This window comes from Streptomyces qaidamensis, assembly GCF_001611795.1.
GTDB lineage: Bacteria > Actinomycetota > Actinomycetes > Streptomycetales > Streptomycetaceae > Streptomyces > Streptomyces qaidamensis.
Window position 1 is genome coordinate 3,242,532 of record NZ_CP015098.1, and the last position, 24,148, is coordinate 3,266,679.

The 24,148-nt window shown below is 72.3% G+C and carries 24 protein-coding genes, 2 tRNA genes and 1 pseudogene; 18 read left to right on the forward strand and 9 right to left on the reverse strand.

The genetic code is table 11. The features are described from left to right. The first annotated feature begins 82 nt into the window (after positions 1-82). Together A4E84_RS14140 and A4E84_RS14145 are read left to right on the forward strand one after the other, a co-directional pair. Positions 83-155: transfer RNA gene (locus A4E84_RS14140), tRNA-Arg, on the forward strand. A 324-nt stretch (positions 156-479) separates the two neighbouring features. Then, positions 480-981: pseudogene (locus A4E84_RS14145) on the forward strand (integrase core domain-containing protein); the annotation flags it as partial. 514 nt (positions 982-1,495) lie between these two features. Here A4E84_RS14145 and A4E84_RS14150 read toward each other — a convergent pair. Then, a complete protein-coding gene (locus A4E84_RS14150; RefSeq protein WP_237304907.1) occupies positions 1,496-1,966 on the reverse strand; it encodes an SPW repeat protein in 471 nt (156 codons plus the stop codon). Positions 1,967-2,449: 483 nt separating this feature from the next. Here A4E84_RS14150 and A4E84_RS14155 point away from each other — a divergent pair, with 483 nt between their 5' ends. From A4E84_RS14155 to A4E84_RS14165, 4 genes are all read left to right on the forward strand, one after another. Continuing rightward, positions 2,450-2,707 carry a DUF7660 family protein gene (locus A4E84_RS14155; RefSeq protein ID WP_062931448.1) on the forward strand — a complete coding sequence of 86 codons (258 nt, stop codon included), beginning with the start codon at positions 2,450-2,452 and terminating at the stop codon, positions 2,705-2,707. Between the two features lie 362 nt (positions 2,708-3,069). Then, positions 3,070-3,153 (forward strand) — tRNA-Arg (locus tag A4E84_RS42895). Between the two features lie 1,009 nt (positions 3,154-4,162). Next, positions 4,163-4,702, forward strand: coding sequence for a GNAT family N-acetyltransferase (locus A4E84_RS14160; protein ID WP_062931449.1), 540 nt, complete (start codon positions 4,163-4,165; stop codon positions 4,700-4,702). 170 nt (positions 4,703-4,872) lie between these two features. Continuing rightward, complete coding sequence (locus A4E84_RS14165; RefSeq protein WP_062926915.1) at positions 4,873-5,226, forward strand: DUF1330 domain-containing protein; 354 nt, start codon at positions 4,873-4,875, stop codon at positions 5,224-5,226. A 565-nt stretch (positions 5,227-5,791) separates the two neighbouring features. Here the strand turns inward: A4E84_RS14165 and A4E84_RS14170 are convergent. Beyond that, on the reverse strand, positions 5,792-6,703 hold the full coding sequence (locus A4E84_RS14170; protein WP_272481879.1) for an alpha/beta fold hydrolase: 912 nt from the start codon (positions 6,701-6,703) through the stop codon (positions 5,792-5,794). A gap of 110 nt (positions 6,704-6,813) precedes the next feature. Here A4E84_RS14170 and A4E84_RS14175 point away from each other — a divergent pair, with 110 nt between their 5' ends. From A4E84_RS14175 to A4E84_RS14190, 4 genes are all read left to right on the forward strand, one after another. Continuing rightward, positions 6,814-7,431 (forward strand): TetR/AcrR family transcriptional regulator, encoded by a 618-nt coding sequence (locus A4E84_RS14175; protein WP_062926917.1) that lies wholly within the window; start codon positions 6,814-6,816, stop codon positions 7,429-7,431. A 280-nt stretch (positions 7,432-7,711) separates the two neighbouring features. Next, a complete protein-coding gene (locus A4E84_RS14180) occupies positions 7,712-8,023 on the forward strand; it encodes a hypothetical protein (protein WP_159029574.1) in 312 nt (103 codons plus the stop codon). A gap of 31 nt (positions 8,024-8,054) precedes the next feature. Further along, complete coding sequence (locus tag A4E84_RS14185; RefSeq protein ID WP_062926919.1) at positions 8,055-9,014, forward strand: D-2-hydroxyacid dehydrogenase family protein; 960 nt, start codon at positions 8,055-8,057, stop codon at positions 9,012-9,014. 160 nt (positions 9,015-9,174) lie between these two features. Further along, positions 9,175-9,456, forward strand: coding sequence for a chaplin (locus A4E84_RS14190; RefSeq protein WP_062926920.1), 282 nt, complete (start codon positions 9,175-9,177; stop codon positions 9,454-9,456). A 107-nt stretch (positions 9,457-9,563) separates the two neighbouring features. On the opposite strand, the gene A4E84_RS14195 is transcribed toward A4E84_RS14190, so the two are convergent. From A4E84_RS14195 to chpG, 7 genes are all read right to left on the reverse strand, one after another. Continuing rightward, on the reverse strand, positions 9,564-10,430 hold the full coding sequence (locus A4E84_RS14195) for a tyrosinase family protein (RefSeq protein WP_062926921.1): 867 nt from the start codon (positions 10,428-10,430) through the stop codon (positions 9,564-9,566). Next, on the reverse strand, positions 10,414-10,893 hold the full coding sequence (locus tag A4E84_RS14200; protein ID WP_062926922.1) for a tyrosinase family oxidase copper chaperone: 480 nt from the start codon (positions 10,891-10,893) through the stop codon (positions 10,414-10,416). Before A4E84_RS14200 ends, A4E84_RS14195 begins: the two co-directional genes overlap by 17 nt. Positions 10,894-10,999: 106 nt before the next feature. Continuing rightward, on the reverse strand, positions 11,000-11,518 hold the full coding sequence (locus tag A4E84_RS14205) for a hypothetical protein (RefSeq protein ID WP_062926923.1): 519 nt from the start codon (positions 11,516-11,518) through the stop codon (positions 11,000-11,002). Between the two features lie 136 nt (positions 11,519-11,654). Beyond that, the gene (locus A4E84_RS14210; RefSeq protein ID WP_062926924.1) at positions 11,655-12,260 is read right to left on the reverse strand and encodes a vitamin K epoxide reductase family protein; all 606 of its coding nucleotides are present in this window, start codon (positions 12,258-12,260) and stop codon (positions 11,655-11,657) included. Next, positions 12,257-12,541: a hypothetical protein gene (locus A4E84_RS14215; protein ID WP_062926925.1), complete on the reverse strand. Its 285-nt coding sequence runs from the start codon at positions 12,539-12,541 to the stop codon at positions 12,257-12,259. The genes A4E84_RS14210 and A4E84_RS14215 overlap by 4 nt, the downstream gene beginning before the upstream one ends. Positions 12,542-12,709: 168 nt before the next feature. Next, positions 12,710-13,336: a hypothetical protein gene (locus A4E84_RS14220; protein WP_062926926.1), complete on the reverse strand. Its 627-nt coding sequence runs from the start codon at positions 13,334-13,336 to the stop codon at positions 12,710-12,712. 246 nt (positions 13,337-13,582) lie between these two features. Further along, entirely contained in the window at positions 13,583-13,822 is a 240-nt protein-coding gene (gene chpG / locus A4E84_RS14225; RefSeq protein WP_062926927.1) for a chaplin ChpG, read from the reverse strand. A 404-nt stretch (positions 13,823-14,226) separates the two neighbouring features. On the opposite strand from chpG, the gene A4E84_RS14230 reads away from it, so the two are divergent. The 8 genes from A4E84_RS14230 to A4E84_RS14265 all read left to right on the forward strand — a co-directional run bounded on the left by A4E84_RS14230 (position 14,227) and on the right by A4E84_RS14265 (position 24,123). Then, positions 14,227-15,393, forward strand: coding sequence for a glycosyltransferase (locus A4E84_RS14230; protein WP_062926928.1), 1,167 nt, complete (start codon positions 14,227-14,229; stop codon positions 15,391-15,393). Beyond that, a complete protein-coding gene (locus A4E84_RS14235; RefSeq protein WP_062926929.1) occupies positions 15,390-16,814 on the forward strand; it encodes a sugar transferase in 1,425 nt (474 codons plus the stop codon). The genes A4E84_RS14230 and A4E84_RS14235 overlap by 4 nt, the downstream gene beginning before the upstream one ends. Positions 16,815-16,818: 4 nt before the next feature. Further along, entirely contained in the window at positions 16,819-18,156 is a 1,338-nt protein-coding gene (locus A4E84_RS14240) for an O-antigen ligase family protein (RefSeq protein ID WP_062926930.1), read from the forward strand. Positions 18,157-19,010: 854 nt separating this feature from the next. Continuing rightward, entirely contained in the window at positions 19,011-20,495 is a 1,485-nt protein-coding gene (murJ, locus tag A4E84_RS14245) for a murein biosynthesis integral membrane protein MurJ (protein WP_418082200.1), read from the forward strand. Further along, a complete protein-coding gene (locus A4E84_RS14250; protein WP_062926931.1) occupies positions 20,479-21,240 on the forward strand; it encodes a polysaccharide deacetylase family protein in 762 nt (253 codons plus the stop codon). The genes murJ and A4E84_RS14250 overlap by 17 nt, the downstream gene beginning before the upstream one ends. Next, on the forward strand, positions 21,237-22,388 hold the full coding sequence (locus A4E84_RS14255) for a glycosyltransferase (protein WP_062926932.1): 1,152 nt from the start codon (positions 21,237-21,239) through the stop codon (positions 22,386-22,388). Before A4E84_RS14250 ends, A4E84_RS14255 begins: the two co-directional genes overlap by 4 nt. After that, positions 22,385-23,035 (forward strand): hypothetical protein, encoded by a 651-nt coding sequence (locus A4E84_RS14260; protein ID WP_062926933.1) that lies wholly within the window; start codon positions 22,385-22,387, stop codon positions 23,033-23,035. The genes A4E84_RS14255 and A4E84_RS14260 overlap by 4 nt, the downstream gene beginning before the upstream one ends. Beyond that, positions 23,032-24,123 carry a GNAT family N-acetyltransferase gene (locus A4E84_RS14265; RefSeq protein ID WP_062926934.1) on the forward strand — a complete coding sequence of 364 codons (1,092 nt, stop codon included), beginning with the start codon at positions 23,032-23,034 and terminating at the stop codon, positions 24,121-24,123. Before A4E84_RS14260 ends, A4E84_RS14265 begins: the two co-directional genes overlap by 4 nt. Positions 24,124-24,148: the final 25 nt, after the last annotated feature.

The window sequence follows — 24,148 nt, forward strand, 5'->3', positions numbered from 1 at the left end:
GACGCGGGAGCCCTATCCTTGTCCCCGGCAACGTCACGGATCGGCCCACACCCGGGCACCAGGACAGAGGCCACCACACCCGGCCCCCGTAGCTCAGTGGATAGAGCAGGCGCCTTCTAAGCGCTTGGCCGCAGGTTCGAGTCCTGCCGGGGGCGCAAGTCTCCGCCCTCCCTTTGGGGAGGGCTTTTTGCTGGTCAGGGCACATGCCAGACGGCACAGTGAAGCCCCGGACACCGCCTTGATGATCAAGGGTGGGCTCCGGGGTTGTCCGGCTGTCACTGGGTCTTTTCGGGTGGCCGTGTCGAATACGTGTCGAAGTTCTCGGCCGACGGATCAGCCGGCGCCGGACACCTCCAGGCCGTCACTTGCCCGGTCAGAGGCCATCCATCCTCCCGTAGGAGATGGACGGTGGGCTGGCAGCATCTGCGCCATGGACCAAGCTTTGAAGACCCTGGAGCACGAGTTCCGTTCCGAGCCCGGAAGCTAAGTTCATCGAGCCGCTCGCCTCGATGCCCCAGGGGGCGCCGCGGTGGCCGCAACAAGTACTTCCAGTTCACCGCGATCGACGACTGCACCCGCCTGCGCGTCCTGCGGATCTATCCAACGCTGAACCAGGCCACTGCCATTCAGTTGCTGGACTACGTGCTGCAGCGCTTGCCGTTCCAGGTTGAGGTCATCCAGACCGACAACGGCGCCGAGTTCCAGTCCGCCTTCCACTGGCACGTCCTCGACAAGGGCATCGCCCACACCTACATCAAGCCCCGCACGCCACGCCTGAACGGCAAGGTTGAACGCTCCCACCGCATGGATGCCGAGGAGTTCTATCGGCTCCTCGACGGCGTCGTCATCGACGACGCCGAGGTCTTCAACGACAAGCTGCGCGAGTGGGAGGACTACTACAACTGTCATCGCCCCCACGGCGGCCTCGGCGGCCAGACCCCCTGCGAACGCCTCAAGCAGAAGACCACGACTCAGGCGTAATCGAAGATCGTCAGTGGCACAGGACAGCAGCCAAGAGCGCGGTAGAACGTTCCCCTACTTCATCAAGCCCCGGCTGCGCTCCGCTCCGCCGGGCGCGCTTCCCGGCTCCGCTCCGGGCGCCGCTCCTGCCTTCGGCCCGCTCCGCCCGCGCTGCGCCGACGCGCGCCCACGCGTGGATAGGGCCGGTAGCCATGAGCCGATCACCGCACCTAGCGCCCGCGGGTCAGAACAGTGCCTCCGGCGGGGGATCGGCCGGCACCGGGATGGAGGGGGCGCCGTCCCCGACTGCGGGTCCGTAGTGGCGTGCGCGAGAGGCTCCCGTCCCGTACACCATCAACCCAGGCAGAGCCGAGCAGACGCGGCCCATGGCGTCCAGGTCGTTCGTACAGTGGCGCGCTCCACCTGGACGCCATGAACAACGCCCGCTCCACGGTGTGTGGGTCGACGGCGTACGGGATGGGAGCTGGAGTGAGTGGTGGGTTGAGGCCGGTTTCGGCCTGCTCCCGAGGGGTGATCACCTACCCGCAGAAGAGCGGTCGCCGGACGACTGATCCACCGGGCGGGCGGCTGCGGCGGCCATGAGGGCCAGCATCAGGGCGATCACGCCGACGATGATGTTGTTGACTATGGTCCTGGTGGTGCTGACGTCACCTGCCACAACCCACGGCGCAAAGATCGTCCACACGCTCAGCACGCAAGCGCCCCACGCCATGCTGTGCGAACGCTCGTATGCCCGGCCGAAGCCACCGCTCATGAGGAGGGCGTAGGCGATACCGGTGATCAGGTTGTTGACCGCCAGGGTGGAAAAGTTGTTGAATCCCGCGATCCACGGTGAGGCCGCGAGATAGAGCCCTGTGATCAGGGCCATGGCCTCGACGGCTTGCGCCCTCGGGGTGGTCGCGAAGCGTTCAGCCATCTCGTGTCGATTGCGCATTGCGACGATGTCGGGATGGGTTTCCATGTCTGACCGGGGTTGCGTCGCCATTACACTTCCTCCGAATTGTCCGTTATGTGCCCTGTCTGGGAGTGAGTACCCCGTAGGGATGAGGTAACCGTCCTGAGGTGCAAAGTCCGAGGGCACCGCTGCAAGAGGTGGTCTGTCTGGCCGGGCGAGCCGCCGAGCGCTGGGCTGAGTGCAGCAGCCGCGCACCGCAACCGCTGATGAGCCCGGGCGCCTGGCAGCGCACCCACCAGCGTCTTAAGCGCCTCGTTGTGGTGCGGGGGCTGGTGAGATCGCTTGTCAAGACCGCATACAGCGACTGACACCCAACACGGGTAGGGGCGGTCCCGCCGGACGTCAGTGGACGACCGGGCGAGTGCAGGCCTTGTTGGCCGACTCGACAAGCCCGCATGATCGACCTGATAAGGATGAGGTCAGACCTCAAAGCCCGGATCGGGCACCGGGCGCCACGTTTTCGGGTGTAGAACCCGTGATCACCCACGCGTGGACACCCATAGGGTCGCGGTCATGTCGAGACCTCTTGCAGCAGCCGACCACCTTGGCGACCGGGAAGCCTTCAGCGTCTTCCTGGCGCGTCTACGAGCGGACCATGCGGAGAATGGCGCGGAGTGGGAGAACGCGACGCTAGACGCCTTCTTGGAGGCTCTGGAAGCCTGGGTGTCGGATGCGCCCGGGTGGTACCACAACCATGGGCAGGATCTACCGCCCCAGGGCGACTGGACGTTCTTCGCTCGCGCCCTGGCTGCCGCCCGGATCTACGAGTAGAGGCCGTGCCCCCGACGTGCCCGATGGGACAGCAAGTAGCGGGGAGCCTCGGGGAACAGCCGAGAGCGAGCCGGGAACGCGCGGCTCAGCGTCTTACCAGCTCAGCCCGGCTCCGCATACGCGATCTTCCAAACTAGCGACGGCTCGGCGCGAAGTCCGGGCCGGCCAAGGTCAGCCGGCGCCGACCAACAACGACAGAAGCCCACGGCATCTGAGCTGGTCAGAGTCGTGGGCTTCTTCAGTCCCGCTGGTCAGCGGAAGGGCCGATTGGTACACCGGCTGCTGAGGGCCACACGCGGACCCCACGAGGGCGAGTCGAATGCGTGTCGAAGTCAGACAAGCCGTCACCAGAGCGAGTGACCGCCCAGGTCAGAGCGCTGTTGCAAGCGAATGCGCGAAGCGCCTTCTAAGCGCTTGGCCGCAGGTTCGGGTCCTGCCGGGGGGCGCCGCCTCCTAACAGCAAAAACGCCCAGAGGGGATCTCCCCTCCAGGGCGTTTCGTGTCTCTGACGGCAACGCCCCCGTCACCCGTCGGACAGCAGGTCTCCCAGCTCGTCCAGAGCAGCCCGCTTCTCGGTCATGTCAGCATGCGCGTAGATGTTCATGGTCACGTCAGGGCGCTGTGCCCAACGATGTCGCGGATGACGTGCGGCGGGATGCCGAGGCCGAGCAACAGGGGCACGCAGGTGTGGCGGAGGGCGTGGTAGCGGACGTCCAGGCCGAGCCCCCTCCTACTTGCGGAACGTCCGTTCCCAACCGTCGGCGGTCGCTACCGTTGATCCATCGTCCTAGCGTTCAGGAGCTCTCGTGCCCATCGTGAAGCACCCCTACGACGCAAAGTTGCACCACGCGGGAACGGTAGGAAGGCAAGGCAGCTGTTCGTGGCATGGCCGAGTGGCTTGCTCGGAACAGCCGACAAGCAGCTACGAGACGCCGAACGGAACAATGGCTGCTTGCCCTCGCGCCGAGCGCGAGATCGAAGACCTGTACGGCGAACCGACGAGTCGTCAGCACTAGCGGCCCACTCGGGCACGTCCAGGTCGCGTGCCACAGTCGTGCCAGATTGGGCGGTCAGCTCCAGTCCACCACGGTAGCTGGCAGGCGCCGCGCCGACTCGGCGCAGGCGCGGCGGTATTGGAGCAGGTCGGTGCGGGGTCGCAGCCCTCGCCAGGGTCGATTCGGACGGTGGCGCCGCCAGCCCGGGCGCTAGTGTTGCACTCGGCGGAAGGGCGCTGAAGCTCCCGCTGGGCCGCTTCCGTGAAGTCATCCGTCGCGTGGGCTGCCGCCGCCGGGCGTGCCCACCGCAGCCTCGGCGACCGAAACGCCGCCATCGCCGCGTACGTCCGATGGCATAACGCCCAGCCGAGCAGAAGACGAACTTCGCGCCGGACTCACCGATCCGTGCCTGGATCGGTTACCTCATAGGGGCCGCGTGACACAGCTCTACGATCTTCGCATGAGTGACCGAAGCCCTGCTGGCGAGCAGTTGCACACTCCCCGACTGTCGTTGCAGCGTCCGACCGAAGCCGACATCGACGCGATCTTGGCCATTCACCGTGACCCCGAGACCTGTCTGCACAATCCCTCCGACGCTCTCACGCGGCTCGACGAGGCCGGGGAACTGTATCGCCGCTGGAATGACCAATGGCAGCGGTGTGGATACGGGTACTGGGTCGTCCGGCGCCACGGCTCCCCCCAGCAGCTGGGCTTTTGCGGAATCAAGCCCATGGAACTGCAAGGCATGAAGGTCCTCAATCTCTTCTACCGCTTCGCCACTTCGGCCTGGGGCCAGGGCTTCGCCGGCGAGGCCGCAACGGCGGTCGCCACCTGGGCGCTCCGCTACGTTCCCGACCTCCCACTCATCGCCCGCGTCCGGCCGAACAACATCGCCTCTCAACGCGTGGCTGTGCGCGCTGGACTGACCCGGGCAGAGCACCTCGACGGAACCGGATACGACGGCTTCGACTGGATCTACGCGGCAAGGCTGCCGAACTGAGGGGCACCGAACGCCGTATACACGGCCGTTCAACGGTCTGCGGTGAGCCCCTGGGGCGGGTCGGGTCGGGTCTGAGCACCCGTCCGGCCCTTACCTCGGAGGTAATCGCGGCGTGCGAAGCGCGGGGTTACGTTCAAGTCGTCGTACCGGAGCGAGCCAAGGAAACGGACGTGCCTGCATACGGCTTTGCCCACCTACGTGATCGCCGTCACCACCCTGATGTCCTTGAGTACTTGGAGCACATCCAGGCCACCCTCCACCCGTTTCACGGCCGCTTCCTGATCCACGGTCCGCCGGCTGAGGTGGTGGAGGGGAGCTGGCCAGGCAGCATGGTGCTGATTGAGTTCCCCAGTCTGGCCGAGGCCCGCGCCTGGTACGCGTCCCCCGCGTATCAACAGATCCTGCGGCTTCGGACCGACCACATCGACGGGGACGTCGTGCTGGTGGAGGGCGTCAGTGCTGGGTACGACCCGCGTGACCGTGCGATAAAACTCAGGGCAGGGACGACCGGGGGACGGGCCTGACACGCTGCGCACACACGGAGGCCTTCGCCATGACTGGGCTGTTCCCCGAGGAACGTCTGGCGGCGATGGACGAGCTCCCTCGACACCTTCGAGGTCGAGCTTTCGGTATTGGGCGAGGATCAGCCGCTCGTTTCACAAGCCCCGGGTCAGCACCCTGGGGCTTGTGCGTCATCCGCTATGCGTCGCCGGCTCGGGTTTGTCAGGCGTACGAAGATCGGGCATGCAAAGGGCACGACCTCTCCGCCCACACGACGGGCATCGCCCCCCTCCCCGCCACCTGACGACGCGGATCCGCGGATTCGCATGCGTTCGGCACGGCCTACGCGTCCGCGAGCGCTGAGTCTGCCGTTCCCCCGGTAGACCTGCCGAGGTCCTGGAGGCGCCACAGCGGCCGCGTACGCCCAAGTTCTGTGTGACGGAGGGAGTTCGTGCCGGGGTCTCTCGTCGGAGCGGCAGGCGGGAGCCTTGCGCCCTCAGTCCGACGGCATACGCCTCGGGTTCGGTTTCCGGATGGACTCCGGGCCGCCCACCCGGCCTGTCCGGATGCCCGTCGGCTCGACGCTTGTCAGTCGACGGAGGCCATGAAGGCCAGCATCCTGCGGTTCATTTCCTGGGCGTGGTCGATCTGCGGTCCGTGCCCGGTACCGGTGATGATCTCGGCGCGGGCGCCCGGTATCAGGCGGGGGACGCGTTCCATCTGCCGTTCGGGGTGCAGCAGGAGGCTGCGCTTGCCGAGCACCAGGTAGAGCGGCGTGCGGATGCCGGACAGCTCCGCCTCGGTCAGGGGAAGCGGTGCCGGGCGGCGGATGCGGTAGGCGCGGATGGCGGTCCTGATCATCGTGCGCAGCTCGGGCATGACCAGGACCGGTTGTTCCAGCCAGGCCGCCAGTCGCGGGCGCAGTTTCCTGGGTGCGAAGGTGGCGAAGAGGCCGGCGAAGATCCAGACGAAGAAGCGCAGCCCGACCTTCTCGAGTCCGCCCGGGTCGAGCAAGGTGACCGAGGCGAGGCGTTCGGGCCGTCGGTGTGCCTGGTTCAGGGCGAGCCAGCCTCCGTAGGAGGTGCCGACGAGGTGGACGCGTTCGAGCCCGAGCCCGTCGAGCGTCTCGTCCAGCCACTGTGCGGCCCGTTCGGGCTGGTGGATCGGCTCGCGCTGCACGCTGCGGCCGGGGTCGCCGGGGGTGTCGACGGCGTAGACGGGGCGGTCGGCGCTGAGGGCGGGGGTGTTGGGGTACCACATGGCGGAGCAGGAGCCCGCTCCGTGTACCAGGACGACCGGGGTGCGGGACTGGGCCGCTTTGTCGGTGGGTCCGTAGCGATACACGTGCGTGGTCCCGAACTTGGTCTCCACGTCCTGCTCCGCGAGGGCGGGTGGTCCCAGCGCGTAGACGGCGTCGCAGGCGGCGAAGTAGCGGTCGCGCCAGGTGTCGCTCACATAGCGGCCGATGTCGGCCTGGGTGCGGGCAGTGGTCTCGGACACGGCCACCTCCGGAGGGTATCGGGTTCGTGGTACGAACGTATCACGATGTTGATACGGCTGTATCATCAAAGGGCCGGCGAGGCAGCAGACGACGAGCGGAGAACAAGCCGATGCCCAAGCGGGTGGACCATGCGGAACGGCGCACCGAGATCGCGGAGGCGCTCGTCCGGGTCGCCGGGCGACGCGGGCTTCATGCCGTGGGGATGCGCGATGTGGCAGCGGAGGCGGGCGTGTCACTGCGGCTGGTGCAGTACTACTTCGAAACCAAGGAGAAGTTGCTGCTCTTCGGACTGGAGCACCTGACCGGGAAGTTCGGGGAGCGGCTCGCCGCCCGCATCCGAGCCGCCGGGGACGAGCCGGGGCCGCGCGCGATGGTCGAGGCGCTGCTGATGACGGCGTTGCCGACGGATGAGGAGAGCCGCATCTTCCACCACCTCTACACCTCGTACGCCGTTCTCGCCGTGACCGACCGGACGCTCGCGGCCCAGCCCTTCATCAAGGACCCCGACGCAGCCGAAGGCGCCCTGACCGACATCCTCCGGCAGGCGCAGACCGCGGACCTGCTGCAGCCCGGCGTGGACCCGCAGTTGACGGCGGCAGGCCTGCTCGCGATGTCCGCGGGGCTCGGCACCAGCATCCTCGTCGGTCAGCGCAGCCCCGAGTCCGCCTCCGCGGTCCTGGACGACCATCTCGACCGCGTCTTCCGCCAGACCGGTACGGCAGGTTGACACACAGCCGTTCGCGGTCCTGCTTCCCGCATGCCCCGTAGCGGGGGGGGTGAGCGCGTGGGACGCCTTCATTGAGGTCACCGGAGCGAGGTGAGCGGCATGCGGGTTCCTCCGTGCGCTCCTGCAATGGCGCACGTCCCCCGAGCTCTCGCTTTCAGTGCTCCGCAACCACGAAGCGGCCACGAAATCGTCGGGAACGGTCAACACATCTCCATGATGATTTCCACCCGCCCCTCCCGTACGAATGCTCGGCACGCCGCGCTCGTGCGCGGTCCTGCGGATGCCTGTCCGGGAGGCCGTACTGACCTGCGGAGTCGCGCTGCCGCTGGCCGCGGCGGTCTGCGGGTCGGTGCTGGTCCCGCTCAGCATCGCGCTCACCGGCGGCTCGGCCGTCCCGGCCCTGGCCGACGGGCCGTTGAGCGCACTGGCCGCCGGGGCGCTTGTGCTCACGGCCGGGACCGTCGCCCTCGCCGGTCTCCTGGCCCTGTGGAGCGCCGCGGCCATGCCCGGGGGCGGCGAGGGCCGTTTCCTGACCACGGTCCCCGGCAGGCACTTCCCGCACCCCCGGCGTACGCGCGATCATGGCCGGTGAACGGGACCCTGGGCCGTGAAAGGGGCACGACGTGCGGCTGCGCTGCGCTGTACTGGACGACTTTCAGCAGGTGGCGGCCGAGGCCGCCGACTGGTCGGTGGTCGCGGACGACGTGGAGGTCGTGTTCTTCGACCGGCACATCGACGGCGAGGACGACCTGGCCGCCGCCCTGGCCGGCTTCGACATCGTGGTGACCCTGCGCGAACGCGTCCCGTTCCCCGGGTCGCTGATCACCCGGCTGCCCCGGCTGAAACTGATCGTCGCCTCCGGCATGCGGAACTCCGTCATCGACTACGCGGCCGCCGAGGAACAGGGCGTCACGGTGTGCGGCACGGCCAGTTCCTCCACCCCGCCCGTCGAACTGACCTGGGCCCTGCTGCTCGGCCTCGCTCGCGGCATCGTCGAGGAGAGCAACGCCCTGCGCTCCGGCGGCCCCTGGCAGAGCACCGTCGGTGCCGATCTGCACGGCCGGCGACTCGGGCTGCTCGGCCTGGGGAAGATCGGCGGCCGGGTCGCCCGGGTCGGGCTCGCCTTCGGCATGCACGTGAGCGCCTGGAGTCAGAACCTCACCCGGGAGCGCACCGGCGAGGTCGGTGTCGAACGTGCCGGCTCGAAGGAGGAGCTGCTCGCGGGCAGTGACTTCGTCTCCGTCCACCTGGCCCTCGGCGACCGTACCCGGGGCCTGCTCGGTCCGGCCGAACTCGCCCTCCTCAAGCCGACCGCCTACCTGATCAACACCTCCCGCGCGGCGATCGTCGACCAGGACGCCCTGCTCGACGCCCTGCACACGGGCCGTATCGCCGGAGCCGGCGTGGACGTCTTCGACATCGAGCCCCTTCCCGCGGACCACCCCATGCGCACGGCACCCCGCCTCCTGGCCACCCCGCACCTGGGCTACGTCTCCCGCGCCAACTACGCGACCTACTACGGCCACGCCGTCGAGGACATCCGTGCGTTCCTCGACGGCACACCAGTGCGACGGCTTCCCTGACGCGGCCTGCCCCCTTCTGACCGTCCTCATGGCGGAGCGTGCCCGTCCAGGACGGGTGATCCGGCCATGATCGCCGTGACCACCCGGGTACGGGCGCGTTGAACGGTGAGCACGGCGGCGCCACCTGCAGCCGTGCTCACCGAGTCAGAAGGAGAACGTGATGTCTCGCATCGCGAAGGCAGCCGGTGCCGCACTCGGCACGGGTGCCGTGGTACTCAGCGGGGCCGGTCTGGCCGTGGCCGACGCGGGTGCCCAGGGCGCGGCCGTCGGGTCGCCGGGCGTCCTCTCGGGCAACGTCGTCCAGGTGCCGGTCCACATCCCGGTCAACCTGTGCGGCAACACCGTCAACGTCATCGGCCTGCTCAACCCGGCGTTCGGCAACGAGTGCGAGAACAAGGACGACCCCAAGAGCCACCCCGGTGGCTACGGGTACGGCCACTGATCGCACGACCCACCCCGTGCACGCACGCACCACACCGTGCACGCACAGAGAGCCCCGGCACCCTGAGCGCCGGGGCTCTTCGCATGGGCCGAAAGGCGGTCACCAGGTCACCCGTAGCGGTAGATCCGCCCGTGGTCCTCCAGCTGGTCCGGGGTCACGTTCCACGGCGGCAGCTTCTCGTGCCGCGCCACGACCCGCCGGTACTGCGCGCTGCCCGGTCCGGGCGGCTTGGCCGGCAGGTAGCGGTGCTCCCGGTGCCGCCGCTGCCAGCGGGACCACACCAGGTCGACGAAGGCGTGGTGCATCCAGAACACCGGGTCGTTGACGGAGGCGCCGCCGACCATGGCCCCGCCGACCCAGCGGTGCACCCGGTTGTGGTTCTGCCAGGAGGCGCTGCCCTGGCTGCTCCCCCATCCCTCCAGCTTGTTGCGGAAGCCCTTGCCCGTCGTCGAGTCCCAGGGGGACGCGTCGTAGAGCGGGTCCTTCAGGGCCCGTTCCAGCTCGGCCTCGGTGGGCAGCTGGATGGGGTCGCGGGCGCGGCCCAGGTCCCGGGTGAGGAACTCCTCGTCCGTGATGCCCTCCTTGATGGTCCAGTTGCCCTCCGCGTAGGCGAACGGCCCGGTCATCACCTGGCGGTCGGAGCGCCGGCCGGTGCCGCCGAGGAGGTCGGCGGTCCAGGGGGCGGACGTGGTCGTGCGGTCACGCGTCCAGTCCCAGTACGGCACCGACACCGACGCGTCGACCCGGCGCAGCGCCTTCTCCAGGTCCAGCAGGAACTGCCGGTGCCAGGGCAGGAAGGAGGGCGCCATGTGGGCCGTGCGCAGGCCGTCCTCGCCGTCGGAGGTGTAGTACTCGATGTGCGTGCGGACGAACTCGTCGTACTCGCCGCGCCGTTTCACCTCCAGCATCGCCTTCACGAAGCGGCGTTTCTCGGTGCGGGTGAGGGTGCTGACGTCCTTACGCGTGTACGCCATGGGCTCCCCCGTCCTGGTGGCCCGGGCCGTGGCCGGGCAGGTCGCGCAGGCGCTGCCCCGGGCCCAGTTCGTCGACGGCGGCGCGGGTCGCCGCCAGGGGGGTGGGGTAGGAGCGGTAGTGGTCGACCATGCTCAGCCAGCTGCCGTCCGCGCGGCGCATCAGGTGCAGCGGCCGCCCGTCCACGGTGACGTGCCAGTCCACGTCACCGGCCTCCTGCTCCGGCGAGGGGATCGGCACGCCGCGGATGAGGCGGCCCCGGTAGGTCTCCTCGAACATGCCGTCGCCGGCCCGCACGTCCGTGTTCTTGCCGTCGGACTCCTCGGGCCAGGCGGCCACGGCGACGGGGGTCAGCACGGCGCCGGCCGCCGCGGCCGCCAGGCCGCGCAGCACACCGCGCCGGGTGCCCGCGGCGCCCTCGTCCCCTGCCGTGCCCACCGGTACTCCACCGACGCCTACGACCATGTCGTGCTCCTCGTTCCGCTCGGGTTGTCACTGCGGTAACAGCCCGAAGGCCCCCGCGGTCACCACCGCGGGGGCCACACGAGAACACCCGGTACGGACCGGCGTCCTACAGACCGGGGCCGATACCCAGGTCCGCCGTGGGCACCGTCTGCACCAGCGGGGCCAGCACGCCCACCTGCGGGAGCTTCGCCTGGGGCAGGCCGAAGCCGTCCGCGTGGGGCGAGGTGAGCGGGGCGTCGACGGACCCGCCCGGGGCGAGCGTGCGCAGGTCGGAGGCGGGGGCGTCGACACCGATGTGGTCGAAGCCGGCGCCGAGGATGTGCGGCAGGGGCGCCCGCAGGTCGGCGCCGGGCAGTCCGCCGTGGACGGGCAGCTGCGGGACGGCGCGCTCCGGGATGAGCCGGCCCTCGACGTAGCGGGGTCCGTCGGGCGAGCCCGGCACCGGTACCGGGAGCTGCCCGGTGGCCTCGGGCAGCTCCACGTTGAGGGCCTTCTCGGCGCCGCCCAGCGGCACGGGGACGGGGACCGTGCCGACCGCGGCGGCGGGGGTCGCGGTGGCGGCGCCGGCCGCGGCCGCCACACACGTGATCACTGCGGCGAGGGTTCCTCGGGTGGTCGACTTCATCTGGGGTACGGTCCCTTTCGCGTGTCGGGGGCTCAGCGTGCGTACCGAGTAACGAGCCGGGGAACCGCACGAGCGCACAATTCCCCCGACTGCCGCAGTAATACGACGGACCGGACCGCTTTCGGACGGCCGTCGGTCAGCTCGTCCAGAAGTCCCACCAGCGCGTCAGGACCAGCATGCCGACGATGCCGAGGTGCAGCACCGGCAGCACCCAGGTGAACTCGTCGAGGAACCGGCGCACCGCCCCGGGCGCGGGCAGGAACCCCTGGCGCACGGCGAACGAGGTCACGTACCAGAACAGGGGGATCGTCGCGGCCCACGCCAGGCAGCACCACAGGCACAGCGCGTTGATCCGGTACAGCGACTCGAACTGCAGCCACGTCACGAACCCCACCCCGAACAGGCATCCGGCGTCGAAGGCCAGCCAGTACCAGCGCGGGAAGCGGGCACCGGCCAGCAGGCTCAGGCCGACGCAGATGACGACGCCGTAGGCGACCAGTCCCAGCATCGGGTTGGGGAACCCGAAGACCTCGGCCTGGTCGCTCTCCATGACGCTGCCGCAGGACACCACCGGGTTCAGGCTGCAGCCGGGCGTGAAGTCCGGGTCCTGAAGCAGCTTGAACTTGTCGAGGGTGATGATCCAGGAGGCCAGCAGCCCGGCCGCTCCCGTGACGACGAGCAGCAGGGCGAACGCGCGGCCGGCGCCCGCCGTGCGCGCCCCGGCGTGCGCGGGTGGGGTCACTTCGGCAGCGGAAGACCGCCGAGGAGCCCGCCGTTCGAGTTGAGCCGGGTGGTCGCCTGCTTGACGGTGCTGAGCATCGAGTCCTCGTTCTCGGTGTCGAGCGCGTTGGACTGGTGCTTGAGCGGCATCGGGTCGATGGGCTCCCTGGTGAGCGCGTTGACGGCGCCGTTGAGGCTGGTGGGGGTGACGCTGTCCGTGTCGTAGGCGGCGTGCGCGGGTGCGGCGGCACCGGCGACGACGAGGGAACCGGCAACGACGGCGGCGGCCTTCAGGGACTTCATCGTGAATCCTTTCTTCGGCGACGGATGTCACCGGCGGGGAATTCGGACGCCGTGCCTAACGATGCCTGGACGGAGCGGAAACCCCGTCGCCAGAACCTCATATGAGTCGCTGAACGGACGCGTGCCGGTCCGGGGGGCCGGCACGACGACCGGTGAGCGGGGGCGCTCTCAGGGGGCCTTCGGCAGGGAGGGCAGGCCGGCCAGGTCGGGTGCGGGCAGCCGGCTGCCGACCAGGGTCGCGGCGACGGCGTTGACGACCCCGGCCACGACGGCGTCGACCGCCGGGGTGACCTGGGCGGCGTCACCGGAGGTGACGGCCTTGAGCAGCTCCCCGGTGGACTTCTCCAGGGCGGTCATGGCCTCGGCGGCGAGGTCCTCGGGCAGCTCGGCGTCGTCCTCGACGGGGGCGGGCAGCGTGCTGGCCTGCGGCAGGGGGCTGCTCTGGGGGGCGGCGCCCGGCGCGGTCGGGGCCGTCGCGGTCGCGGTCGCGTGGTCGATGGCGTCCTGCACCGAGGTGCTCAGCTTGGCCGCCTGGGAATGCGGCAGCTGGCCGTCGTCCGCCTTGAGCACGGCGGTCAGCAGGTCGGCGACCGGGACGAGGACGCCGCCCAGGCCGCCCAGGCTCTCGACCTGGCCGAGCAGTTCGTCCGCGTCGGGGACGGGGGCCCGGGACGCCGCGTGGGTGTGCTCCGGGGCCGATGCGCTGTCGGCGGCCACGGCCGCGGGCCCGGTGACCCCGAGCAGCAGCGTGGCGCAGAGCGCGGACGTCGCGATTCGCCGTGCGGGCAGACGCATGGGGGTTCCTTTCGGTGGTGCGTCGGATCTTGTGCCCACCGTGCGAGCGGCCGGAACGCTCCGCAACCGAGCGAACGCCCCAGGTCAGCGCCGCGTCCCCGGGCTCGCGGCGTCCCCCCTGGTAGGCGGCGTGCGCGTTCCCCGTCCGCCGATCCGCCCGTCGGCCCCCGTTCGGGGCAACGCGAAACCGGCCGCTCTCCCGCGTGGTCCCGCAGGAGAACGGCCGGTCAGGGTTTCGAGGCGACGTCAGTCGTTCTCGCACTCGTTGCCGAACGCCGGGTTCAGCAGGCCGATGATGTCGACCGTGTTGCCGCAGACGTTGACCGGGATGTGCAGCGGAACCTGGACGACGTTGCCGGACAGCACGCCCGGGGAGTGGGCGGCGGCGGCCTGCGCGCCGGCGTCGGCGGCGGCGATGCCGGTGCTGCCCGCGACAGCGGCAGCGGCAGCGGAGGTCAGGACCAGGCCCTTCGCGATACGCGACATGGAGAGGTGCTCCTTGGGGTTGACACAAACATCCGGGCGGATGCCCGGCGCTGTGTCAACGCGTGGCGTTCACGCGAGTTGTGCCGCCAAAGGAGTGATCTCGCCGGAAAGGCCGCCTTCACCGTTCCGACACACACGCCCGGTTTTGAAGGAAAAGTACGGACAGCGTCTAGAGTCGCAAACCTCTCAACGCACCCCTACAGCAAGCAAATCGCACTCAGGGACGAGGGAGGGCACCACGGTCCGCGAAGCCCTCCGGTGCGGTGGTGACCAGGTGGCCGTCCGGCTCGTTTCCCAGCGGGACGCGGCGTGTGCCGGGCGTGCACTTCGGCGCTGTCGGCACCCGGCAGTTCAGGCGCGTTCCCGCCGTCCCGAGCGCCATCCGTGAGCGAGGAATACCGCGCATGCACCTGTCACCGACCGACCCTCCGCCACGGGTCCTCCACGTCACGCAGCCCGTGGACGGCGGGGTCGCCCGCGTCGTGACGGACCTGGCCGGGGCGCAGCTGGCCGCGGGCCTGCACGTCACGGTCGCCTGCCCCGACAGCCCCCTCGCGGCCCGGCTCACGGCGCTCGGCGCCGACGTACGGAACTGGGCGGCGACGCGTGCGCCGGGACCGTCGCTCACGGGCGAGGTACGGCGGCTCGCCCGGATCGTCGAGGACGTACGGCCCTGTCTGGTGCACGCGCACAGCGCGAAGGCCGGGCTGGCCGGGCGGCTCGCCGTGCGGGGGCGCATCCCGACGGTCTTCCAGCCGCACGCCTGGTCGTTCGAGGCGGTGGGCGGCGTCACCGCGGCCCTCGCCCGCGGCTGGGAGCGGCGGGGGGCCCGCTGGGCGGCGCGAGTGGTGTGCGTCAGCGAGGCGGAACGCCGGCTGGGGGTGCGGGCCGGGGTCCGCGGGCGGTGGAGCGTCGTCCCCAACGGGATCGACGTCGAGCGCTTCCGTCCGGCCGACGACGCCGACGCCGTGCGGGCGGAGCTGCTGCCGCACAGCCGTCCGCGGGGGCCGCTCGTGGTGTGCGTGGGGCGGTTGTGCCGGCAGAAGGGGCAGGACGTCCTGCTGACGGCGTGGGAGTCCGTACTGCGGCGGGTGCCCCGGGCGCGACTGGTGCTGGTCGGCGACGGGCCGGACCACGGCCGGCTGCGGGCCCTGGCCCCCGGCTCGGTGCTGTTCGCGGGGGACGTCGACGATGTCGTGCCCTGGTACCAGGCGGCGGACCTGGTCGTCCTGCCGTCGCGGTGGGAGGGCATGGCGCTGGCCCCGCTGGAGGCCATGGCGTGCGGGCGGCCGGTGGTGGTGACGGACGTCGGCGGGGCCCGGGAGAGCCTGCCGCCGGGCCTCGTACCGCACTGCCTGGTCCCCGCCCTGGCCCCGGCGGCACTGGCCGCGGCCGTCGCCGGGCTGCTGCCGGACCCGCCGCTGCGCACCGCGCTCGGCGAGCAGGGGCGCCGGCACGTCCTGTCCACGCACGACGTGCGCCGCACGGCTCAGGCGGTCGCGGACGTGTACCGCGAACTCCTGGCCGCGCACGCCGTGTCCACCGAGCGCAGGGAGTCTGTCGCCTCGTGACCGCGGAAAGCACCGTTCCCACCCCCGCCGGGCAGCCGCGGGACCCCCGGTTCCCGTCCGTGTCGGTCCTGCCGCCGCGCGGCGCCGCCGCGGGTTTCCGCTTCCCCGGCCGGATGCCGCCGGCCCGGCCCGTGTCGCCGCTGCCGCTGCTCGCAGCGGACGGCACGGCGGCCGTGCTGGGCGGGCTGGCGCTGTCCGGGACCCAACGCCACCCGCTGCTGCTGGCGGTGCTGGTGGCGGCCTCGCTGCTGCTGCGTCCGCCCCGGCCCGGCCGGGTGCCGGCCGTGCTGGACGAACTGCCCGCCGTGGGCGGCCGGATCGCGGTGGCCTGGCTGGCACTCGGGGCGTTCGTGGCGGCGTACACCCCGCAGCACCTGCTCTCCGCCTCGACCCTGCTCGCCGGCTTCCTGCTGCAGACCGCGGCGGGCTGCGCCGGGCGCGGCGCGGTGCACGCGTGCCGGCGCGCCGAACTGCTGCACCGGCCGCAGGCCGCGCTCGTGGTCGGGCCCGCCGCGACCGCGCAGCGGGTGGCCGCGGCCGTGCTGCGTCATCCGCGCGACGGGGTGCGGCCGGTGGGTGTCGTCGCCGACGAGCCGGACGGCAGCGGGGGTCTGCCCGTGCTGACCACGGGCGAGGAGGTCCAGCGGGCGATCGTCCAGAACGGGGTGCGCGAGGTGCTGGCCGTGCACCCCTGCATGCGGGCCGAGCAGGGGCCGCTGCTGCGGGCACTGGCCGAGTCGGGCTGCACGGTGTGGGAGGTCGACCCGGACGTGCCGTCGTACCGGACCGGGGACCGGCTCGCCGGGTTCTCCTGCCGTCGCCTGGACCTCGGGACGCGGCAGCGGGGCAGGACCGGCAAGCGGGTGCTGGACGTCGTGGTGTCGGGGGCGCTGCTCCTCCTGGTCAGTCCGCTGCTGCTGGTGTGCGCGGGGGTGCTGCGGCTGAGCGGCGGGCCGGGGGTCGTCTTCCGGCAGGAGCGCATCGGCAGGCACGGGCGGCCCTTCACGCTGCTGAAGTTCCGCACCCACCGCCCGGTCGACGCGCACGAGTCGGCGACCCGCTGGAGTGTGGCGGACGAACGCCAGATGCCGTGGTTCTGCCGCTTCCTGCGCCGCACCTCCCTGGACGAGCTGCTCCAGCTGTGGAACGTCCTGCGCGGCGACATGAGCCTGGTCGGACCGCGGCCGGAACGCCCGTACTTCGTCGCGCAGTTCGGGCAGACCCACCCGGGCTACGCCGCCCGCCACCGGGTCCGGACCGGCATCACCGGTCTCGCCCAGGTGCACGGGCTGCGCGGGGACACCTCGATCGAGGACCGGGCCCGGTTCGACAACGCGTACATCGACGACTGGTCGCTGTGGCAGGACGTCTGCATCCTGCTGCGTACGGCGGTCGCGCTCGTGCGTCCGACGGGGAGCTGAGCGGATGATCCGGGCCGGGGCCCCCGCGCCCGTCCTCGCGCTGCTGGCCGTCGTGGTCCTGCTCGCCCTGCCGCCGGGGCCGGGCGGCGAGGGCGGTGCCGGGCCGGCCGACGCGGTATCCGCGCTGGCCGTGCTGTTCTGCGTGGTCCGTCTCGTACGGGAGCGGCGGCGGCCCCTGTCCCCCACGGCGGCGCTGGTGCTCGGACTTCCGGTGCTCGGCGTCGCCGTCGCCGCCCTGGGGTCGGTGTCGCCGGGTGAGGGACTCACCGGCCTCGGCCGCTACCTCCAGGTCTTCGTGCTGGTCCCGGCGGCGGTGCTGCTGCTGGTCCGCGACCGGGGTGACTTCCGGCTGCTGGCCTGGGCGTTCGTGGGGCTCGCGGTGTGGCAGGGGGCGGTCGGGGTGCACCAGTACGCGACCGGGACCGGTGCCTCGTACCAGGGCCGGCCGGTGCGGGCCGTCGGCACGTTCGGGGCACAGGACGTGATGGGCATGGCCACGGTCGTCTCCCTCGGGCTGGTGTGCGCGCTGGGGCTGGCGCTGGGCAGCGCTCCGGTGCGGCAGCGGGTCGCCGCCCTGGCCTGCGCGCTGGTGCTGCTGCCGCCGCTCGCGCTGTCGTTCAGCCGCGGGGCGTGGATCGCGACGGCGGTGACGTGCGCGGTGCAGCTCCTGCTGAGCGGGGTGCGGCGGGCGCTCGCGGCCGGGGCCGTGGTGGTCGCGGCGAGCGTGATCCTGGTGGGCGGCTTCGGAGTCGGTACGGCGATGCTGCAGGAGCGGATCAGCAGCATCACGCAGGTCGCCGACGCGCCCGACCAGTCGGTGACCGACCGGTACACCATGTGGGCGGCGGCGACCGGGATGTGGCGCGAGCACCCGCTGACCGGGGTGGGTCTGAAGGGCTTCCCCGAACACCGCGACTCGCACGCCTCGCTGGCCCTCTCGGCGGGCAGCGACACGGAGGGCGCGGGCGCGGCCTTCCGCAAGCAGCCGCTGCTCTCCCCCCACAACATGTACCTGCTCGTCCTGGCCGAGCAGGGGCTGCTCGGGCTCCTGGCGCTGGCGGGCAGCTGGCTGGCCCTGCTGCTGTGCGCGGTGCGCGCCCTGTGGCGGACCCGGCGGGCCCGCGCACCGGGCCTCGACTGCGGCCTGGTCGCCTGCGGCCTGCTGGTCTGGCAGCTGACGGACTTCGCCTACGCGGACATCGGCGGCCCGTCGACCGTGCTGACGGCGATGTGCTTCGGGCTGACGGCGTGGTGGGGCCTGGCGGACGCGGCCGCTCCGGCGACGACGGACTGGCCCGGTCCGACCGCGCGGCGCATGGCGAAGGAGGCCCCGGCGCGATGACGGTGATGCCCGAACAGACGAACACGGGCGGCGGGCCGACGATCCCCCGGGCCACGCCTGCGGCCATTCCACGTGCGGCGACTCCGAACGAGCCTGCGCCCGTCCCTACGGTCCCGACCCCGCACGGACCTGCGCCCGTTCCTCCAGTCCCGACCCAGCACGAACCTGCGCCCGTTCCTCCAGTCCCGACCCAGCACGAACCTGCGCCCGTCCCCCCAGTCCCGACCTCACACCAACCTCCGCCCCTCCCCCGGGCCACGACCCCGCACCAACCCGCGCCCGTCCCCCCAGTCCCGACCTCACACCAACCTCCGGCCCTCCCCCGGGCCACGACCCCGCACCAACCCGCGCCCGTCCCCCCAGTCCCGACCCCGCACGGACCTGCGCCCGTCCCCCCAGTCCCGACCCCACACCAACCTCCAGCCCTCCCCCGGGCCACGACCCCGCACCAACCCGCGCCCCTCCCCCCAGTCCCGACCCCGCACGAACCTGCGCCCGTTCCTCCAGTCCCGACCCCGCACGAACCTGCGCCCGCTCCTCCAGTCCCGACCCCGCACGGACCTGCGCCCGTTCCTCCAGTCCCGACCTCACACCAACCTCCGGCCACGACCCCGCACCAACCTCCGGCCCTCCCCCTAGCCGCGGCCAACGGCGCGCATGAACCTCCGGCCCTTCCCCAAGCCGCGGCCCATGCCGCGCATGAACCTCCCGCCCTCCCAGGGGCTGCGGCTGCCGACGGTGTACCGGCCGTCCCCCACGCCTCCCCCGCGGACGCCCCCGTCACCCGGGGGTTCCTCGCCCGGGCCGCTCTGATCACCGCTGTTCTCTCCTTCGCCGGGGCGCTGCTCGGGCTCGTGCGGGATCAGGCGCTGGCCCGGATGTTCGGGGCCGGGAGCGCGACGGACGCGTTCCTCGTGGCGTGGACCGTGCCCGAGTTCGCCGCCACGCTGCTCATCGAGGACGGGCTGGCCATCGCGCTGATCCCGGCCTTCAGCATGGCCCTGGCGCGGCGGGCGCAGGGCGTCCCCGGCGACCCGGTCCGCTCACTGGTCGCCGGTACGCTGCCCCGGCTCGCGCTGGCCTTCGCCGCCGTCGCCGCGCTGCTGGCCGCCTTCGCCCCGCAGGTCGTGCGCGTCCTGGCGCCGGGCCTGCCCGACCCCGCGCTCGCCGTGGACTGCACCCGGCTCACCGCCACCTGCGTGCTGACCTTCGGCCTCGCCGGGTACTGCAGCGCGGCCCTGCGCGCCCACCGCCGGTTCCTGGCACCGGCGGCCATCTACGTCGCCTACAACACCGGCATCATCACCTGCGTCCTCGTCCTGGGCACGCGGTGGGGCGTGCGCGCGGCGGCGGCCGGGGTGGCGATCGGCGGCTGTCTGATGGTCGTCGCGCAACTGCCCGTGCTGTGGCGCCTGCTGCGGGCCCGGCCGGTGGCCGGATCCACCGGCGCGGAGAGCGGCGGCCGCCCCATGGGGGTCGCTCTGCTCGCCGCCGTGCTGCTGTTCGCGCTGTGCCGGCAGTCCCAGGTGCTGATCGAGCGGTTCCTCGGCTCCACCCTCCCCTCCGGTGCCATCTCGCATCTCAACTACGCGCAGAAGATCGCCCAGATCCCCATGACCCTGTCGCTGATGCTGTGCACGGTCACCTTCCCGGTGGTCGCGCGCGCCCTGGCCGACGGGGACACCGAGCGGGCCCGCAGCCGGGTCGAGCGGGACCTGGCCCTGGCCGCGTGCGTGATGCTGGCCGGTGCCTCCGTCGTCGTGGCCTGCGCCCCGCAGATCGTCGAACTGCTCTTCCAGCGGGGCGCGTTCACCGGCCAGGACACGGCGGCGACGGTCCGGGTGATGCGCGTGTACGCCCTGGGCCTGCTCGGGCACACGCTGGTCGGCGCCCTGATCCGCTCGTACTTCTCGGCGGGGCGCGTCACCTGGTACCCGCTCGGCGCGATGGCCGTCGGACTCGCCGTCACCGGCGGGATCGGCGCGGGAGCGGTGGGCCCGTGGGGCGTCATGGGCATCGCCGCGGCCAACGCCGCCGGTATCACCGTCACGGCCGCCCTGCTGCTCGCCGGTATGGGCCCGCGCAGCATCCCGATCCGCATCCGGCGCGTGCTGGCCGAGCTGAGCAGGCCCGTGGGGGCGGCGGCCGTCGCGACGCCCGCCGGTGCATGGGCCGCGGGCCAGGCCTCCGCTCCCGTTGCTTCCCTCCTCGCCGGCGCGCTCACCATCGGCGCCGTCTTCCTCCTGCTCGGCCGGGCCCTGGGCGACCAGGGCTGCGTCACCGCGCTGGCATCCCTCCGTTCCCTCTCACGAAGGCTCCCTCATGGCCGCTCCCGTTGATTCCCCGGACACCGACACCCGCACCAGACCCGCTCCGGCCCTGTTCATCGCGATGTACCACTCCGTCGGCGACCCCACGGACGATCCCTACCGCATCACGGTCACGCCCGAGCGGCTGGACCGGCAGCTGGGCTGGTTCGGACGGCGCGGGCTGCGGGGCGTGTCCATGGCCGAGCTGCTCGCCGCCCGGGCCCGGGGCGAGGGCCGTGACCTGGTCGGGCTGACCTTCGACGACGGCTACGCCGACTTCGTCTCCGAGGCCCTGCCCGTCCTGCGTCGGCACGACTGCGGCGCGACCCTGTTCGTGCTGCCGGGCCGGCTCGGCGGCGACAACGCATGGGATCCGCTGGGCCCGCGCAAGCGGCTGCTGACCGCCGACGGCGTCCGGCAGGCCGCGGCCGAGGGCGTCGAGATCGGCTCGCACGGCCTCACACACGTCGACCTGACCAAGGCGGACGACGTCACCCTGAAGTCGGAGGCCGAGGGCAGCAGGACCGTCCTCGCGGAGCTGACGGGCGCCGAGCCCGCCGGTTTCTGCTACCCGTACGGCACGCTCGACCAGCGGGCCGTCGACGCCGTCCGGGAGGCCGGATACGCCTACGCCTGCGCCATCGACCCCGGCCCGCTCGGCGGTCCGCACGCCCTGCCCCGGGTGCACATCGGCCAGAACGACACGGCCGCACGGCTGTTCCTGAAGTACCGGCTGCACCGGCTGCGCCGCCGACCCGTCGAGGAGCCGCGGTGAAGGCTCTGCACATCATCACCGGCCTCGGCGTGGGCGGCGCCGAGCAGCAACTGCGGCTGCTGCTGCGGCATCTGCCCGTCGACTGCGACGTGGTGACCCTGACCAACCCTGGCACCGTGGCCGCGGGGCTCGCCGCCGACGGGGTGCGGGTCCTCGACCTCGGCATGGCCGGCAACCGCGATCTGGCCGCGCTGCCCCGCCTGGTGCGGGTCATCCGGTCGGGTGGCTACCAGCTCGTGCACACCCACCTCTACCGGGCCTGCCTCTACGGCCGCATCGCCGCGCGTCTCGCGGGGGTCCGGGCGGTCGTCGCCACCGAGCACTCCCTCGGCGACTCGCAGATGGAGGGCCGCCCGCTGAACGCCGGGGTGCGCGCCCTGTACCTGGCGGGCGAGCGGCTCGGCCGTACGACGGTCGCCGTCTCCCCCACGGTCGCCGAGCGGCTGAAGCGCTGGGGCGTGCCGGGGCCGCGGATCGAGGTCGTGCCCAACGGGGTCGACGTGGCCCGCTTCCGCTTCGACGAGGCCCGCCGCCTCGACACCCGCCGCAGGCTCGGCCTGCCGGACGACGCCTACGTCATCGGCGCCGTCGGCCGCCTCACCCCCGGCAAGCGCTTCGGCGTGCTCGTCCGGGCGCTGGCGCAACTCCCCGCCGACCACCGGCTGCTGCTGGTCGGCGGCGGGCCGGAGGAGGACGTGCTGCGCCGCACCGCCCGCGCGGCCGGGGTCGCCGACCGCGTGCTGTTCACGGGCGAGCGCCCCTGCGTCCCGGACGGCACACCGGGCCCCGACCTGCCGTCGCTGACCGCCGCGATGGACGTCCTCGCCTCGCCGTCCCCGGAGGAGGCGTTCGGCCTGGCGATCGTGGAGGCCCTGGCGTCCGGCCTGCCGGTGCTCTACTCCTCCTGCCCGGCGCTGGAGGACCTGCCGCCGTCCGCCGCGCCCGCCGCCCGGCGCGTCACCGGCGGCCCCGACGCCTACGCCCGCGCCTTGACGGACGTACGACGGCAGGGCCCCCCACCGCGCACCGCACCCGAGGCCGCCCGCCACTACTGCATCACCCGCAGCGCCGCGCGGCTCATGGACGTGTACGCCGCCGCGGTCGCCCGCCCCCTGTCCCCCTCCTTCCAGGAAGCCCGCACCTCATGACCGACACCTCCGCAAGGCAGCACCGCCAGGTCACCGCCCTCACCAGGGCTCTGCCTCCCTGGTCCCTGCTGGCGGCCGGGGCCGTCGCAGGCGGTCTGCTCGGCGGCACGTACGGCCTGGTCAGGACGCCGGCGTACACGGCGACCAGCTATGTCGTCGCCGTGCCGACGGAGAAGTCCGACACCGCCACCGCTCTCGGTTTCGCCCAGGCCTACGGCCGGGTCGCCCCCCAGCTCGCGGTGCTCGGCGACGCCCAGGTGTGGGCGGGCGTGCCCGTGCAGACGCTGCGGGAGAGCGTGCGGACGGCGACCTCGCCGGACGCGCCGATGGTGGCGGTCACGGCCACCTCCTCCCGTCCGGACGCCGCCGCCGACATGGCCAACGCCGTGGCCCGCGCGCTGACCCGGCACGCCGGTGACACCGAGCAGTCCACCCACGTGGAACTCCAGCAGTTCGCCCGGGCGGTGAAGCCCACCGAGCCGTCCTCCGCCCCGGCCAGGGTGACGGGCCTGGTCGGGGCGAGCGCGGGCGGTCTGCTGGGCGGGCTGGCGCTGCTGGTCCGGCCGCGGCGGGCCGCCGACCGCACCGGGCCTCCCGCCGCCGTGCCCGGCCCGGCCGTCGCCGCCGACACCCACGGGCAGCTGTGACCTACACCGCCCAACTGGTCACCGACGAGCGGGCCTTCGCCGGCCTGGCCGCCGACTGGGAGCGGCTGCACCGGCGGTGTGCGTCCGCCACCCCGTTCCAGAGCCACGCGTGGCTGCACTCGTGGTGGCAGTCGTACGGCGGGCGCGGCCGGCTCCGGCTGGTGCTGGTGCGGCACGACGGTGCGCTGGTCGCGGCGGCGCCGCTGATGCGTGTACGGCGCCCGCTGCCGGCGCTGGTGCCGCTCGGCGGGGCGATCTCCGACTACGGGGACGTGCTGCTGGACGACGAACACGGCGAGGGGGCGCTGGCCGCGCTCACCGGCGCGCTCGCGGCCAGCGCCCGGGCCGCGCTGATCGACCTGCGCGAGGTCCGGCCGGGCGGCGCGGCCGAACAGGTCTACGAGCGGTGGGCCGGGCCCCGAAGCCGGGTGAACGACTCGGTGTGCCTGGAGCTGCCGGCCGTGCCGATGGGTGAGCTGATCGCGCGGCTGCCGTCGAAGACCCAGCAGCGGCTGCGCGCCAAGCTGCGCCGGCTGGACGCGCTCGGCATCCAGCGCCACGTCGTCTCCCCCGGGGAGGTGGAGACGGCCCTGCTGCGGCTGCTGGAGCTGCACCGGTTGCAGTGGGAGGGACGGAAGGTGACGTCGGAGCACCTGCGGACCCGGTTCCGTGAGCATCTCGTGCGGTCGGTCGGCCCGATGGTGCGCTCCGGGAACGCGGTGGTCACCGAGTTCCGGCTGGACGGCGAGGTCGTGGCCGTGGACCTGACGCTGCTGTCGCCCCGGCTCGCGGGCGGCTATCTGTACGGCGCCCATCCGGGGCTGCGCGACCGCAAGGCGGACGTGGCGGCGATGCTGCTCGACTCGACCGCCACCCACACCAAGGACGGCACGCCCGCGACGCTGAGTCTGCTGCGCGGCAATGAGCCCTACAAGCACCACTGGCGTCCGCGGATGGTGGTGAACCAGCGGCTGCTGCTGGCCCGGCGGCGCACGGCGCCGCTGCTGACGGCGGCGCTGTGCGACGCGGCGGCCCGGCGGCGGGGCAAGGAGCTGCTGCGGCGCCTGCGGGAACGCGGCGGGTCCTGACCGGGTCCCCGGCGGCAGGACGTCA